The organism is Burkholderia alba (genome assembly GCF_034721475.1).
Lineage (GTDB): Bacteria > Pseudomonadota > Gammaproteobacteria > Burkholderiales > Burkholderiaceae > Burkholderia > Burkholderia alba.
Map to the genome: position 1 here is coordinate 198,457 of NZ_JAWJWL010000008.1, position 13,608 is coordinate 212,064.

At 68.8% G+C, this 13,608-nt stretch carries 15 protein-coding genes; 4 read left to right on the forward strand and 11 right to left on the reverse strand.

Features of this window, described 5'->3' with window-relative positions:
* Window positions 1-290 precede the first annotated feature (290 nt).
* Window positions 291-1,940: a DUF3459 domain-containing protein gene (locus tag RZR99_RS11595; protein WP_323119897.1), complete on the reverse strand. Its 1,650-nt coding sequence runs from the start codon at window positions 1,938-1,940 to the stop codon at window positions 291-293.
* Window positions 1,941-2,150: 210 nt separating this feature from the next.
* Window positions 2,151-2,966, reverse strand: a complete 816-nt coding sequence (locus RZR99_RS11600) for an aldolase (RefSeq protein WP_323119898.1) — start codon at window positions 2,964-2,966, stop codon at window positions 2,151-2,153.
* 629 nt (window positions 2,967-3,595) lie between these two features.
* Between RZR99_RS11600 and RZR99_RS11605 the strand changes: the two genes are divergently transcribed.
* Both RZR99_RS11605 and RZR99_RS11610 read left to right on the forward strand, forming a co-directional pair.
* A complete protein-coding gene (locus tag RZR99_RS11605) occupies window positions 3,596-4,312 on the forward strand; it encodes a class I SAM-dependent methyltransferase (protein ID WP_323119899.1) in 717 nt (238 codons plus the stop codon).
* 62 nt (window positions 4,313-4,374) lie between these two features.
* Window positions 4,375-5,127 carry an alpha/beta fold hydrolase gene (locus RZR99_RS11610; RefSeq protein WP_323119900.1) on the forward strand — a complete coding sequence of 251 codons (753 nt, stop codon included), beginning with the start codon at window positions 4,375-4,377 and terminating at the stop codon, window positions 5,125-5,127.
* Between the two features lie 15 nt (window positions 5,128-5,142).
* Here the strand turns inward: RZR99_RS11610 and RZR99_RS11615 are convergent, their stop codons facing one another.
* Window positions 5,143-6,036 (reverse strand): alpha/beta fold hydrolase, encoded by an 894-nt coding sequence (locus RZR99_RS11615; protein ID WP_323119901.1) that lies wholly within the window; start codon window positions 6,034-6,036, stop codon window positions 5,143-5,145.
* A 129-nt stretch (window positions 6,037-6,165) separates the two neighbouring features.
* Window positions 6,166-6,786 carry a trimeric intracellular cation channel family protein gene (locus RZR99_RS11620; protein ID WP_323119902.1) on the reverse strand — a complete coding sequence of 207 codons (621 nt, stop codon included), beginning with the start codon at window positions 6,784-6,786 and terminating at the stop codon, window positions 6,166-6,168.
* Between the two features lie 141 nt (window positions 6,787-6,927).
* Here RZR99_RS11620 and RZR99_RS11625 point away from each other — a divergent pair, with 141 nt between their 5' ends.
* Window positions 6,928-7,833: a LysR substrate-binding domain-containing protein gene (locus RZR99_RS11625; RefSeq protein ID WP_323119903.1), complete on the forward strand. Its 906-nt coding sequence runs from the start codon at window positions 6,928-6,930 to the stop codon at window positions 7,831-7,833.
* 25 nt (window positions 7,834-7,858) lie between these two features.
* Here the strand turns inward: RZR99_RS11625 and RZR99_RS11630 are convergent, their stop codons facing one another.
* A complete protein-coding gene (locus RZR99_RS11630; RefSeq protein ID WP_323119904.1) occupies window positions 7,859-8,230 on the reverse strand; it encodes a VOC family protein in 372 nt (123 codons plus the stop codon).
* 225 nt (window positions 8,231-8,455) lie between these two features.
* Here RZR99_RS11630 and RZR99_RS11635 point away from each other — a divergent pair, with 225 nt between their 5' ends.
* On the forward strand, window positions 8,456-9,127 hold the full coding sequence (locus RZR99_RS11635; RefSeq protein WP_323119905.1) for a glutathione S-transferase family protein: 672 nt from the start codon (window positions 8,456-8,458) through the stop codon (window positions 9,125-9,127).
* A gap of 360 nt (window positions 9,128-9,487) precedes the next feature.
* On the opposite strand, the gene RZR99_RS11640 is transcribed toward RZR99_RS11635, so the two are convergent.
* The 6 genes from RZR99_RS11640 to RZR99_RS11665 form a co-directional block, all read right to left on the reverse strand.
* Window positions 9,488-10,318, reverse strand: a complete 831-nt coding sequence (locus tag RZR99_RS11640) for a hotdog family protein (RefSeq protein WP_323119906.1) — start codon at window positions 10,316-10,318, stop codon at window positions 9,488-9,490.
* Window positions 10,319-10,321: 3 nt separating this feature from the next.
* Window positions 10,322-11,548 carry an acyl-CoA dehydrogenase family protein gene (locus RZR99_RS11645; protein ID WP_323119907.1) on the reverse strand — a complete coding sequence of 409 codons (1,227 nt, stop codon included), beginning with the start codon at window positions 11,546-11,548 and terminating at the stop codon, window positions 10,322-10,324.
* A 5-nt stretch (window positions 11,549-11,553) separates the two neighbouring features.
* Window positions 11,554-11,820: a MoaD/ThiS family protein gene (locus tag RZR99_RS11650; protein WP_323119908.1), complete on the reverse strand. Its 267-nt coding sequence runs from the start codon at window positions 11,818-11,820 to the stop codon at window positions 11,554-11,556.
* A gap of 69 nt (window positions 11,821-11,889) precedes the next feature.
* A complete protein-coding gene (locus RZR99_RS11655; protein ID WP_323119909.1) occupies window positions 11,890-12,723 on the reverse strand; it encodes a metal-dependent hydrolase in 834 nt (277 codons plus the stop codon).
* 37 nt (window positions 12,724-12,760) lie between these two features.
* Window positions 12,761-13,249 carry an SAM-dependent methyltransferase gene (locus RZR99_RS11660; RefSeq protein WP_323119910.1) on the reverse strand — a complete coding sequence of 163 codons (489 nt, stop codon included), beginning with the start codon at window positions 13,247-13,249 and terminating at the stop codon, window positions 12,761-12,763.
* The gene (locus tag RZR99_RS11665) at window positions 13,239-13,586 is read right to left on the reverse strand and encodes a hypothetical protein (protein ID WP_323119911.1); all 348 of its coding nucleotides are present in this window, start codon (window positions 13,584-13,586) and stop codon (window positions 13,239-13,241) included. Before RZR99_RS11665 ends, RZR99_RS11660 begins: the two co-directional genes overlap by 11 nt.
* Between the last annotated feature and the right edge of the window lie 22 nt (window positions 13,587-13,608).

A 13,608-nucleotide genomic window follows, 5' to 3' on the forward strand; every position in this document is an offset into this window, starting at 1 on the left:
TGTCGCGCGGTGCAGAGCGCGTCATGTCGCTCGTGGCGAGGTCATACGTGCGAGCGAACGCGGCACGTGCTCCGCAAACGATCGCGTATCGCGCGCCGACGCAAGGCCGCTACCGTCACTCGCCTGCCCTTAGCCGCGCAGCGAATGCCGCGCGTCATCCGGAGACCGTTGCGAGTTGCCAGTTGCGACTCGCGCGTCAGCCCTCGACTGCACGGCGAATGCAATGTGCGCGCCGCCAACCCCCTCACGCCGCGCGCCGGCGCGTAACGGCCGACGTCGCCCGCCGGCCTTCAACTACGCATCGAATACGGCGCGCCGTCCGGCAACAACCGCGTATCGTGCGTGAGCGCATAGTGGTTGACGTCGCCCGTCAACCACGCGACCAGCGCATAGGGCGGCAGTTCGCCCAGATCGACCCGGTCGCGGGCCCGCGCGGGCGTTTCGAACACGATCATCCCGTCCGGCGCGTCGTCGAACGGCACCGCATGCGGCGACAGGTTGAGCGCGATGCTCAGCGTCTCCCCGTCTCCCAGCCGCCAGGCCGCGACGAGTGCGTCGGCCTCGACGCCGTCGTCGGCACGCAGCATGTCGACGTGCTGCGGCTTCGCATCGATGAGGCGCGGCGCGATCAGTTTCGCGCGCACGGCCAGCGCCGATTGCACGCAGTGCCGCCGCTCGGGATCGATCGCCGCTTCATCGAAGATCAACGGAATCTGCGGAGTCAGCAACGACAGCGCGAGCGCGGCCAGGCCCGCGTGACGCTCATGATCCGCACCGGACCAGACGCCGCCGTCCGACAGCACGAGCGACGTCGGCGCCAGCCCGTCGGACAGGCCGCCGCCGGCCGCCTGCGGCCGCTGGAAGGCCGCGCCGTCCGCCGTCAATGCGCGAGCAAGCGCATGAATCGATTGATGCGTCGAGATGCTGTCGCTGCATGCGCCGTCGTGACGGCCGGTCAGCCGATGCAGCGCGCGTTCGCCGCAACCGTTCCATTGCGCGTCGAAATGCGTGTCCGCCAGATGCGCGGGATGTCGCTCGCTGCCGAGCACCAGATGCACGAGCCGGTCGGTCGGCACCGCGCCGCGCACCCGGTCGGCGATCTCGCTCAGCCACGCGCTGCCGATCCGGTCCGCTTCGCGGATGCGCAGCCCGTCGCAACGGTATTCGTCGATCCAGTAGAGCGCGTTGTCGCAGAAGAAATCGCAGACTTCGGGATGGTCGAGCGCAAGCGGCGCCGCCTGCAGCGGATCGTCGCGCGTATGGAAGAACGGCGCGGCATAGTCGCGCAGCGCGTCGCTGCCGCCGCCGAAGCGGGCATAGTCGAGATCGAGCAGCACCGCGAGGCCCAAGCCATGCGCATCGTCGATCAGCGACTTGAGGGCGTCGGGGCCGCCGCAGGCCGCGATCGGCGCGAACGGCAGGCTGTCGTGCCCCGCATGCGGCGACGCCAGCAGTTCGAGCGCGGTCACGCCGAGCTGGGCCAGCTGCGGCAGGCGGCGCCGCACGCCGTCGTACCCGCCGACGTTGCCGGGCTGGATCGCGTAGAGCGCGATCTCTTCCCATGGACGCCCGCGCCAGAACGTATGACGCCACGTGAACGCGCGCGGATCGATCACCTCGCTCGCCCCCTCGACGCCGTCGGGCTGCGACCGCGAAGCCGGATCGGGAATCGCGATCGTGCCGTCGAGCCGGTAGCGGTAGCGGGTGCCCGCGCCGCAGTCGGCGAACGCCTCGAACCAGCCGTTGCCCGCATGCGCCATCGGTATCAGCCGGGTATCGGCGCCGTCGGGATTCAGTTCGAGCGCGACTTCCGCGCGCGCGGGCGCCCAGATGCGGAAATGCGTGCGGGTGGTTGCGCAAGCCGCACCGCAAGGCTGTGCGCCGAACGGCAGGCAATGGGAATAGTGACGGGCATACGGATCGTGCGGACACTCGGACATGACGCGCTCCTCGTGCGTTCAGAGGCATCGGACACGCCGCGGATGGCGTGCATGCATGCAACGCTTGCCGGACAGCAAAGAAGGTTCAGTATGCGCCGAATCGCAAGGCCGCGCGAGCGCGCGGCCGCCGTTTTAAATCCGAACCGACCCCGGGGGATCGTCGCGGCGGTGAGCGCCCGCCGCGCCGTCATACGGCGCGGCGGACATCGATCAACCGGCGGGCGGCGCGGCGAACGACAGCAGCGCCTCGGCCTCGCCGGCGGACAGCGCACGCAGCGCGCGTCGCGCGAAATAGCCGAACGTCGCGCGGCTGCGGGTCGGCTGCAGGATCCAGTCGTGCGCCTCCTTCGCCAGCGCCGGATCGATGTCGCGGATCTCGCCCGCCGCTTCGGCCAGCAACTGCATCCGCGCGGTACGTTCGATCTGCACCGCGATCACGCACGCCTCCTCGACGCTGCGCGCCGCGACGACCAGCCCGTGATGCGCGAGCAGCGCCGCCCGCCGGTGCGCCAGCACCGACGCGATCAGCTCGCCCTCCTCGTTGCCGACCGGCACGCCCGGCCAGCGCGCGAGAAACGACACGTCGTCGTACAGCATGCAGCTGTCCATGTGCGCGACGCGCAGCGGACGCTCGAGCAGCGACAGCGCGCACGCGTGCAGCGGATGGGTATGCACGATGCAGTTGACGTCGGGCCGGGCGCGATAGATCCACGAATGGAAACGGTTCGCGGGATTCGCCATGCCCTCGCCCGACATCACGTTCAGATCCTCGTCGACGACCAGCAGGTTGCGGCAAGTGATTTCGTCGAACCCGAGTCCGAGCTGCTGGGTCATGTAGCGGCCCGGCGTTTCCGTGCGCGCGGTGATCTGTCCCGCCAGCCCCGAGTCGTGTCCCTGCTCGAACAGGATCCGGCATGTGAGCGCGACCTTCTCGCGCCGTGTCCAGTCGCTGGCCGGCAGATGCGTCTCCATCTGGCGGCTGCTCGAGTCAATCAAATCGGCCTTGCCTGTCGTCAACGTTTGCATGGTGGTGAAGGGTGGTGTAGGTGGGAACGTCGCAGCACTCGCCCGACAGCGTCGCAGACTGTCGGGCATCCGGCAAACATTTTCGTCGCATGGAACTTCGGTTCGGCATCGGTGCGCGGGAAAGCATGGCGAAAGCCTCGCGCGGCCTCGTCCCGCCGCGCGAAGCCTTTCAATTCGCCGATTGACGCGCGATCCGCCGGCGCGCGGAGGATCGGAGCAATCGATGCGGCGAACTCGCGCCGAATCCGCGGCGCCGCCCCTCTCGAAATGCGCTTGCACCGAACCGGGCCGATGGACGGCAGAGGCACGCGGAATCCACGCCCGGGCCAATGCGTCGCGCTCGCGGCGCACCGGAAGGCATCGAGATGCATCGCGTGCCAATTCACGCGGACATCGCGGCAACGATGTCTGTCGCGCATCGCATGCTATTTCGTGATCCTCATCATGAAAGAAGCGTCCGGCAGGACAATGGCTCGACACGCGCCGCCGGCCGCCGACATCGCCGGGCTCTCCGTGGCAGTGCCCATCCCATGATCGCCGCTTGCCTTGCAGCGCGCCGCACCGCGCCTTACGCTACGTTCCGGTCCCGCGGCCGTGATCCCCGGGCCGGCCACCGGAGCCACGCCACCATGCCGACGATCCCCGACAGCGCAGCCAAATTCGACCTCGCGCGCACCGGCGAGTATGCGCAGCAGAGCCGCATCGCGCTGGCGGGTTACGACGCCTGCCACGAACTCGCCGCCTGCATGCTCGCGTCGAACGTCGCGGCGGGCGAACACCCCGCCCGGATTCTCGTCGCCGGCGCGGGCGGCACCGCGCAGGAAATCCTCACGACCGCGCCGCTCGAACCTGCCTGGACCTTCACCGCCGTCGACCCGTCCGCGCCGATGCTCGACCTCGCGCGCGCGAGCCTCGCGGCGGCCGGCCTGACGGCGCGCGCGACGCTGATCCACGGCGACGTCGACGCGCTGCCGGCCACCCCCGGTTTCGACGGCGCCACGCTGATCGGCGTGCTGCACCACGTGCCCGGCGATACCGCGAAGGCGGCGCTGCTCGCCGCGCTCGCGTGCCGCCTGAAGCCCGGCGCGCCGCTCGTACTGGCCGGCAACTATCGCCGCTACGCGGACCACCCGCCGTTGCTCGACGCGTGGCGGCAGCGCTGGAGAATGCACGGCGCGTCCGCCGACGAGATCGAGCGCAAGCTCGCGAAGATCCTCGAGGGCGCCGATCCGCCCGAGTCCGAAGAAGCCGTGCAGGCCTGGCTGCGCGCGGCGGGATTCGACGCGCCGCTGCGGTTTTTCGGAAGCCTGTTCTGGGGTGCGTGGATCGCGAAACGAACCGTCTGAGCCGCTCGTCAACCCGCCCTCCGCTCGCTAAGATGGAGCCCTTCGTCCACCGGAAGCGATCGATGTCCGCCCACCCCCGCATTCTGCTCGTTCACGGCCTCATCGGGTCGTTCGACGATCCCGCGCTGATCGCGGCGCTGCAACCCGCGACAGTCGTCGCGCCCGATCTGCACGGTTACGGCGCGCTCGCCGACGCCGATCCCGCATCGATCACGCTCGCCGCCCAGGTCGAGGCGCTGCGCGAGGCGATCGACGCGGCGGGCGGCCCCGCCGATCGCTGGTTCGTCGTCGGCCATTCGGTCGGCGGGGCGATCGCGATGCAGTTCGCGGCGAAATATCCGGAGCGGGTCGAGGCGCTCGTCTCCGTCGAGGGCAACTTCACGCTCGACGACGCGTTCTGGTCGCAGCAACTCGCGGCAATGCCGCTGGCCGAAGTCGAAGCGCGGCTGCAGCGGGATCGCGCGGACCCGGCCGGCTGGCTCGCCGGCGCGGGAGTCGAGCCGACCGCGCCGCAGCTGCGCTCGGCGCTCGCGCACTTGGCGTTTCAGCCGGCCGTCACGCTGCAGTGCATGGCCGCGTCCGTCGTCGACACCACCTGCCGCCCGGAGTACCTGGCGAACATCGCGCGCCGGCTCGGCACGATCCCGTTGCATCTGCTCGCGGGCGAGCGTTCGGCGTCCGGCTGGCACGTGCCGGACTGGGTCAGGAAACAGGCGGCGAGCGATCGCGCGCTACCGGACTGCGGCCATCTGATGATGATGGAGAACCCGCCGCTGTTCGCGGCGGCGCTGCGGGACATCGTTCATCCGCACTGACGCCGGGCGATCGCGTCAGCGGGCGGCACCCGTGAAATCCAGGATGGCGTCCGCCACCGCGCCGGGCGCTTCCCGCTGCGGAAAATGCCCGACGCCGTCGAGCACGATGCGGCGGTACGGTCCGCCGAAGCAGTGCGCCTTGCCGTCGGAACTGTCCGGATGGTTGCAGGTGTCGGCGCCGCCGTGCAGCACCAGCGACGGCACCGCCAGCTTCGGCGCCGGCTGAAGCGCCGCCTCGTCGGCCGCGTAGGCCGGATCGCCGTCGGCGAAACCCCAGCGATGCCGGTACGAATGCAGCACCACTGCGGCCCAATCCGGGTTGTCGAACGCGGCGGCGGCGGTGTCGAAATCGCGGGCCGCGTACCAACCCGCGGGCGACCACGTCTCCCACATCCCCTGCGCAAACGCCCGGCGGTCGTGTTCGACCGCGGCCGCGCCGCGCGGCGTCGCCATGAACCAGTGGTACCAGTAATTGCGTGCCTGTCCATAGCTCAGCGCCTGGCGCGGATCGTTCGTCCCGTAGCCGACCGACAGCATCACGAGATGCGATGCCACGCCGTCGCGCAACCCGCATGCGTTGGCAACGGCGCGAGCACCCCAGTCGTGGCCCACCAGCACCGGTTCGCGCAGCGCGAGCGCGTCGATGAAATCGAGCAGATCGCGGCCCAGCGCGCTCAGCTGGCCGCTGCGCGGCGTGTTCGCGTCGAGAAACCGCGTCGGACCGAAGCCGCGCAGCGCCGGACACAGCACGCGGTAGCCGGCGGCGGCCAGGCGCCGCGCGACATCGGCCCAGGTTTCCGGGCTGTCGGGCCAGCCGTGCATCAGCACGGCGCAGCGCTGCCCCGACGGATTCCATTCGAGATAGCCGATCCGCAGACGGCGGGTATCGGCAAAGGCATAGGCTGACATGGCGGGCTCCTTGAATCGCGGGCTGTCGATTCGTCAGCTTACGGAGTCCGGCCGGGCCGATTCATCACGAATCGGCCCGGATTGCTGATGTTTCGAAACCAATCGCGAGAGCCCGCGCGCTGCCGCCGGTCAAGGCGCCGCGCGCGGCAAGTGCCAGCCGTACCGGAACGCCGCCATCCGCACCGCGAAGCACGCGGCGCCGCTCGACAGCGCGGCGGCGGCGGGCGGCAGACCCGCGCGGCGGCCTACCACCAGCATCGCTCCGCCCACGAATGCCGCGCTCGCATAGATGTCCGTGACCAGCACGGTCGGAATCCGCGCGAGCAGCAGATCGCGCATCACGCCGCCGCCGACGCCCGTCACCGTGCCCATCAGCGCGGCGATGAACGGACCGATGCCGTAGTCGAGCGCCTTCTGCGCGCCCGCGACCGCGAACAGCGCGAGGCCGGCCGCATCGAGCGCCACCAGCGGCGACGCGTCGACGCGCAGCACCTGCGCATGGCCGACGAAGGTCAGCAGGCCCGTCACGAACGCGAGCGCCGGATAGCGCCAGTCGCGGATCGCATTGGGCGGCGTCGCGCCGATCAGCAGGTCGCGGATCACGCCGCCCCCCAGCGCGACGACGAACGACAGCACCATCACGCCGAGCAGGTCGAGGCCGCCGCGCATCGCGGCGACGGCGCCCTCGACCGCGAATACCGCGGTGCCCGCCAGATCGGCCGCGAGAATGATCGATTCGGTTTTTTTCATGAGCGTCGAAGAAGCGGGCGAATGCCCGCGCCCGAGCATACCGGAGCACGGCGCGCGCGACCATCCGGGCGACGCCGGGCGTCCTCTGTCACAATGCGCGAATCCGGCGGCCGCCCGGCCCCGCGCACCCACGAGGCCCGCTTGCAAGCATCGACACATCCGTTGGGCGGATCGGCGCCGTTCGATCTGATCCTGCTGCGTACCTTCGTCGAAGTCGTCGAACTGGGCGGCTTCGCGCTCGCGGCCGACCGGCTCGCGCTCACGCCGTCCGCCGTCAGCGGCCACATCCGGCGGCTCGAGGAAACGGCGGGCGCGAAGCTGCTCGCGCGCACGACCCGCAGCTTCCAGCTCACCCCGGCGGGCGAAACGCTCTACGCGTATGCCCGCAACATCGTCAATCTCGAACAGGAGGCGCGCGCGCGGCTGCGCGGCGCGCTCAGCCACGAACGCATCCGCATCGGCGCGTCGGAGGATTTCGCCGGCACCTGGCTGCCGCAGGTGCTGCAGACTTTCCAGCACCACTATCCGGGCGCGTCCGTGACGCTGCAGGTCGGCATCACCGCCGATCTCGTCAAGGCGCTCGAACGCGGCCAGGTCGACATCGTGTTCGGCAAGCAGTGCGCACGCGTGCCGGAAGGCGGCACGCTGCTGTGGGAAGAAACGCTCGTCTGGGCATTCGGCGCCGCGTGCGCATTCGACCCGGATGCCGAGCTGCCGCTCGCGATGTTTCCCGAACCCTGCGTCTATCGCGAAGCCGCGATCGATGCACTGACCCGGGCCGGCCGGCCGTGGCGGCTCGCCTTCGAAAGCAGCAGCATGGCCGGCTGCGTCGCCGCGGCGCGGGCCGGCTTCGCGGTCACGCCGATCGCCGCCAGCCAGCTGCGCGACGGCCTGCGCGTGCTCGGCACGGCGGACGGCCTGCCGCCGCTGCCCGACGCGCGTTTCCATGTGTTCGCGCGTCACGCGCCGCGTCTCGCGCAGGAACTGATCGCGGCGGTGAAGGACACCGGCGCGCACCGGCGGTTCGGCGCGACGCAGTCCGGCTGACGCGCGGGGAGCGACACGGATTCCGCTAGTCGGCCTGCATCAGCTGGAACACGTTGCCTTCGGGGTCCTCGCCGTCGCAGAGCAGATAGGGAAACCCGTCGAACCGCTTGAGTTCGCGCATCGGCACGCCGTCGCGCACCAGCGCGTCGCGCAACCCGGCCAGGCCGGACGCCACCGCGAACACGAGCTTCGCGTTCGAGCCGTCGCCCGGCCTCGTCTGGCCGCGAAATGCCGGCCCGGCACGGTGCAACGCAAGCTCGAACGCGCCCGCCCGCAGCACCGCCCACTCGTGCGCGATCTCCTCGCCGGGCGCCAGTCCGAAGTGCGTCCGGTAGAACGCCTTGAGCCCTTCCACGTCCTGGACGTACAGGATCAACCGGGTCAACGACACTGTCATGGGATCTCCTTGCGCGGGAGGAGGAATGAAAGGGCATGCCGCCGCGCGGACGACGCCCGCGCCGCCATGGCGTCCGCCACTATATCGGAGCCGCGCCGGGACGCGGGCGAATGCGCATCCGCCCCCCCGGGCGCGCCGCGTTATGATGCTCCGGCGCGGCGGCGGAACCCCGCCCGCGCCGCATGCCTCCCTGCTTGCGTCACCCACCTCGACGAGCGCCCGACCATGCTGACTGTCCATCACCTGAACAACTCCCGTTCGCAGCGCGTGCTGTGGCTGCTCGAAGAACTGGAGGTGCCCTACGAGATCAAGCGCTATGCGCGCGATCCGGACACGATGCTCGCGCCGCCCGAACTGCGCGCGGTGCATCCGCTCGGCAAGTCGCCCGTCATCACCGACGACGGGCAGACCCTCGCCGAATCGGGCGCCATCATCGAATACCTGGTCGAGCGTTACGGCCGGGGCCGCTTCGTGCCGCCGGCGGGCACGCCCGAGCGGCTACGCTACACGTACTGGCTGCACTATGCGGAAGGCTCGGCGATGCCGCCGCTGCTCCTCAAGCTGGTGGCGCTGCGGATTGCGCACGCGCGCATGCCGTTCTTCGCCCGGCCCATCGCACGCAAGATCTCCGCGACGCTGCAGTCGAGCTTCATCGATCCGCAGCTGAAGCTGCACCTCGGCCACGTCGAGAATGCGCTGCGCGAGACCGGCTGGTTCGTCGGCGACAGCTTCAGCGCGGCCGACATCCAGATGAGCTTCCCGCTCGAGGCCGCGACGTCGCGCGGCGGCGATCCGGCGGCGCTGCCGTCGATCGCCGATTTCCTGACACGCATTCACGCGCGCCCCGCCTACCAGCGGGCACTCGAACGCGGCGGTCCGTACGAACTGCTGCGCTGATTCGGCGGGGCGGGTGAAGGCGCCGGGCGGGTGATCCGGTGAGGGGTGGGCGGGTCCGGCAATCGGCGGCAGGCGTGGGCGACGTGAGGCGTCTCGCCGGCCGAACGGCCGCTGCTCGCCGACCCACGCGGCTGCAAGTCCGTCATGCGCTACGGATACCCGCGAGGCGACCGCGAAACGCCCGACCCGCGACGCACGCCCCCCTCGACGTCACATCCGGCTCGCCCGATCCGCCCGGCAGGGTGGCGCCGCGCCCAACGCGGCCGAACCCGATTCGATCGCCCCACGCGCGACATCCGTCGGCGCGACGCCCGCTTCCCTCGCGGCAAGAGAAACCGCGAGACGCCCCCTTGCCGACGCTCAGACCGCGAACCGCTCCACGACCGTCGCGTGCTCGTGACTGCCCCCGAGGTTCGACCGGTACACATGCACGAACGTGAGGCAATCGTCGGTTCGATACGCGGTCGAATGGATTTCGGCGGAATCGAACAGGAACAGCGGCCGGTCGATTTCGATCTCCATCTCGCCGACGGGCGCGGCCAGCCCGGCCTGCATGGCCCGGTGCGCATCCGGTCCCGCATCGAGAATCATCGATTCGCGCGCGCTCGCGGCGTTCGCGACGACCTCGATGTACGACCACTGATCCGCCGCCTCGGAATCGTGCCGGCAGATCCGGATCGTGCGGGTGGCCGTCGCGACAACCGGCGCCGCCGCCAGCTCGCCGAGCGTTCTGCGCAACGTGCGCTCCACCGCGACATTCGAGATCTCGTCGGGCAGGAACATGTCCAGGACCGCGCCGTCGACGCGCGACGGCACGGCGCCCAGATCGCTGTCGCGTTCGATGGCCAGCGGCCGCATCGCGCACTGCAGATGGGCAAAGCGTTCGTTGCCGTTCATGAACTCGACGTCGCCGAGCAGCAGATGCCGCTTCTGACGCACCGAGATCGCGCAGCGCACGGCGAACTCGTCAGCGGAGAAGAAATTGAAGGGCTGTTCGTAGCGGATGTTCTGGCGCACCACGACCACGCCGAAACCGAACTCCCGGATGAGCTTCGGGAACGGACGCAAGTGATCCTTCAGCCATTGCGCCCAGACCCTCATCGTGCAGGACAGGATGCTGCGCGGCAGCAGCTGGCGGGAATCGAAGAGGCTCGTATCGTTGAGAACCTGGAGGGTGGAATAGCGCGCCATGTTTCATCCCGTTGTCCGGCCCCCGCAATGGGCGACCGCAAGTGAGCCCATGTTGACCTCGAGGACGTCCTGCGATCCGGCGCCGGAGATCAACCCGCAAAAATCGCGAAGGTACCGCTCGAACTGGTTGACGTGCGCGTAGCCGCGCGCGCCGGTGACGCGTATCGAATCGAGCGCCACGGAAATCGCGTTCTCCGTGATTTCGTGCTTGGCCGTCGAGACGATCTCCTCGAGATGCGTGTTCGTCGTGTGCTGATCCAGCCAGTCCAGCGCGGGATCGATGAGCGCGCGCGATATATGGACCTTCATCTGCATCCGGCCGAGCCGCGCCTGGATCAGCTGCATGCCGGTCAGCGGGGCGCCGTACCGGATCGTCCCCGACAGCATCTTCACGCACTCGTCCACGATGCGCTGCATGCGTCCGATCGGCGCGCAGCAGAGGATGCCGCGCCGCGGGTTCAGGAAACTCTGCACGTGATCCAGCCCGTTCTCCGCGGTGATCACCTGCTCCCTGGGCACGCGGACGGCATCGAAGCGGACCGACGCCAGGCCGCTCGCGCGCAACCCCATCGTGTCGATCGGCTGCACGTGGACCCCGGGCATGTCGCGGTCGATCATCACCACGGCCATGTCGCCGGTCGCCTCGTTGATCAGGTACGTCATGTAGCTGTCGGCGATCGCGCCGGCGGTCACCATGACCTTGGACCCGTTGACCACGTAGTCGCCGTGCTGCTGCTTCAGCGTGCTCTTCATGCAGAAGGCGTCCGCGTCTTCCGTGTAGGCGAACGCGATCAGGCACCCGCCGGTACAGACCGGCGCGGCATAGCGCTCGATCAGCCACGCATTGCCGCTCGACACGATCATGTTGGCCACGGCCTGGAACAGGCTGATGTTCAACGTGAACGACGCGTCGTCGCACAGATAGCCGACCCGCTCGAGCGCCCTGCCCCAGCTCAGCAACGACATGCCGAGACCGCCCACGCTGCGCGGCAGCGAAGCGCCCAGCAGCCCGCATCGGGCCGCCTCGATCAGCACCTCGCGCCGGATCACGGTGCCGGTCAGGTCCAGATGGCCGGCCTCCTTCGATACCTGTTCGAGCAGGTCGCCCGAGAATCGGTCGACCCAGCGGCCGACCGCATCGCGCGACGCATCGTCGGGCAGCGGCAGCGCGATCGGGCCGTCGGCGCGCGCCGGCTCCGGCGCGACCAGCTCCATATGGGGAGAAAGCATGCGCGTCACCCTCCCGCGATGGCCGTGAGGATTTCCAGCTTGTCCTCCTGCTTCACGAACTGGCCGACCTGCTCGGGCGAAATCTGATGGCCGTTCAGGAACAGGCGGTGCACCTTGCGGGGCTGGCCGCCCGCATCCAGCAGCACGCCGCCCATCGCCGGAAAGCGCTCCACCAGAAGCTCGATGGCCTCTCGGATCGTGCCCGCCGTCAGCGAATGTTCCCGTTGATACTGGGCGTATTTCTGCAGGACACCTGATAACACGATATTCATATCAATCCACCGAATTGAGTCAAGCGTGAAGAAGGCCGAAGCAATGCGGACAGGCGTCGATACGGTGCGTCACGAACCGCCGGCGGGCCTCGCCGGGACCAGGCGCTGGAATACGGCTTCGGCAAAGCGGTCGGAGTCGCGCTTCAGCGGGTGGAAACGGGGCGACAGGTAATCGCGCGCATAGGCCAGGACAAACTGCGCGAATCGTTCCTCGACGAACATGAAGCGGAACATCTGGACGTACGTGGACGGCCGCAGCAGGTCCGAGGACTGCGCGGCGAACCAGAAGGCGGTCGTGAACAGAACGCCGGTATAGAGCGCGAACGCGAGCAGCCCGGTGGCGATGCGCGTGAAGTAGCCCACGCCCACGGCCTCCGCGATGTCGTGAATCACCGCGCGATGCTCGATCTCTTCCGCGAAATGCCAGCTGAGCAGCAAGCCCAGCTCGCTGTCCGCCTTCGCGAAATAGTCGGACCGACGCAGGCACATCTCGCCCATCAGCGTGTTGAAATGCTCCAGCGCCGCGATCAGCCCGATGCGCAGCTTCCAGCCCAGCAGCGGAAACAGGAACCGGAAGATGACGAAGTTCTCGATCTTGTAATAGCCGCGATAGCGCAAGCGGATGCGATCGAGATAGGCGCACGCATGCCGATGCTGGACGCCGTGCGACGCCTCCTGCCCGAGCCACGACTTGAGCTGCTTCCTCAACTGCTCGTCGCGGATCGCGGGCAGATAGTTGCGCACGATGGCGACGAATTCGAATTCGTCGCACAACAGCATGGTGTACGCGTTGAACAGCGCCGTGCGAAATCGATCGCCGCCGAACCACAGGCGGCGCTCGACGGTTTCGAACCGCGGGCGAACCCGGCGGACCGAAATGACTCTGTCAGGTTGTGGGCGCATATCGGAAAGGGGATGAGCGCGATGTCCTTCGGCCCGCTTACTCGGCGGGTTGCAGGGTGTAGTAGTCCTTCATGACCTCGCGACTCCACGCGGGCTGCGTGACCGGCCCGATCGGCCCGAAATCCTCCAGATAGGGCTTGATGTCCAGCACCGGCGTCTGGTCCACGGCATCGAGCCCGCGCACGCGCAGCTTGAGACCGTCGACCGCCAGCAACTGGCAGCGCGACACGCCGATCTGGTTCGGACGGGCCTTCGCGCGCTGCGCGAGGATGCCGATTCTCGGCCAGTCGGTGCGGCCGCGCGGATGCCGGGCGCCGCGCTCGATTTCTTCGGCGGGCACGCGATGCAGGTGATAGACCACTTCGATATGGCTGAAGGTATCCAGCCCCATCAGCGCCTGCTCCGACAGCACCGATGCGTCGATCGTGATGATCGACTCGATGGAACCCCAGTGATCGTCGATCAATTCGACACGCGGGGATGAAACCGTGCCGATCGGCACCATGATGATTTGACTAGCCGACACTGAATACCTCCTCGTCATCTACCCTGATGATTTGAACAAACACGGTCGAGGCCGCGCAACCGAGCGCCGCACCCAAGGTCGACCGCACGGCGGCGACGATGCTCAGCACCCTCGCCTTGGAATGACTGCGACGGCAGAAAATCCTGACGACCGGACCGCCCCCGGGCGCCTCGTTCCAGTCGGCTCGCCATGCCATCGCGGGCGCGACGGGATGCCAGAGCGCCCAGACCTTGTCCGGTGGAATATCGGCGGCGGCGGACACCGCCTCGCACACCGCCTGCAGCGGCGGGGCCGCGGCATCGTCCGTCTGTCGATGAAAAATATGGATGACTGGCATGGTTCGAGCGGGGTCGATCCGT

Excerpts from the sequence above, each read along its gene's own strand:
- RZR99_RS11655 (WP_323119909.1), bottom strand. The coding sequence starts at position 12,723 with ATGCGCCCACAACCTGACAGAGTCATTTCGGTCCGCCGGGTTCGCCCG.
- RZR99_RS11610 (WP_323119900.1), top strand. The coding sequence starts at position 4,375 with ATGTCCGCCCACCCCCGCATTCTGCTCGTTCACGGCCTCATCGGGTCG.
- RZR99_RS11645 (WP_323119907.1), bottom strand. The coding sequence starts at position 11,548 with ATGCTTTCTCCCCATATGGAGCTGGTCGCGCCGGAGCCGGCGCGCGCC.
- RZR99_RS11615 (WP_323119901.1), bottom strand. The coding sequence starts at position 6,036 with ATGTCAGCCTATGCCTTTGCCGATACCCGCCGTCTGCGGATCGGCTAT.
- RZR99_RS11635 (WP_323119905.1), top strand. The coding sequence starts at position 8,456 with ATGCTGACTGTCCATCACCTGAACAACTCCCGTTCGCAGCGCGTGCTG.
- RZR99_RS11595 (WP_323119897.1), bottom strand. The coding sequence starts at position 1,940 with ATGTCCGAGTGTCCGCACGATCCGTATGCCCGTCACTATTCCCATTGC.
- RZR99_RS11605 (WP_323119899.1), top strand. The coding sequence starts at position 3,596 with ATGCCGACGATCCCCGACAGCGCAGCCAAATTCGACCTCGCGCGCACC.
- RZR99_RS11620 (WP_323119902.1), bottom strand. The coding sequence starts at position 6,786 with ATGAAAAAAACCGAATCGATCATTCTCGCGGCCGATCTGGCGGGCACC.
- RZR99_RS11630 (WP_323119904.1), bottom strand. The coding sequence starts at position 8,230 with ATGACAGTGTCGTTGACCCGGTTGATCCTGTACGTCCAGGACGTGGAA.
- RZR99_RS11640 (WP_323119906.1), bottom strand. The coding sequence starts at position 10,318 with ATGGCGCGCTATTCCACCCTCCAGGTTCTCAACGATACGAGCCTCTTC.
- RZR99_RS11600 (WP_323119898.1), bottom strand. The coding sequence starts at position 2,966 with ATGCAAACGTTGACGACAGGCAAGGCCGATTTGATTGACTCGAGCAGC.
- RZR99_RS11665 (WP_323119911.1), bottom strand. The coding sequence starts at position 13,586 with ATGCCAGTCATCCATATTTTTCATCGACAGACGGACGATGCCGCGGCC.
- RZR99_RS11650 (WP_323119908.1), bottom strand. The coding sequence starts at position 11,820 with ATGAATATCGTGTTATCAGGTGTCCTGCAGAAATACGCCCAGTATCAA.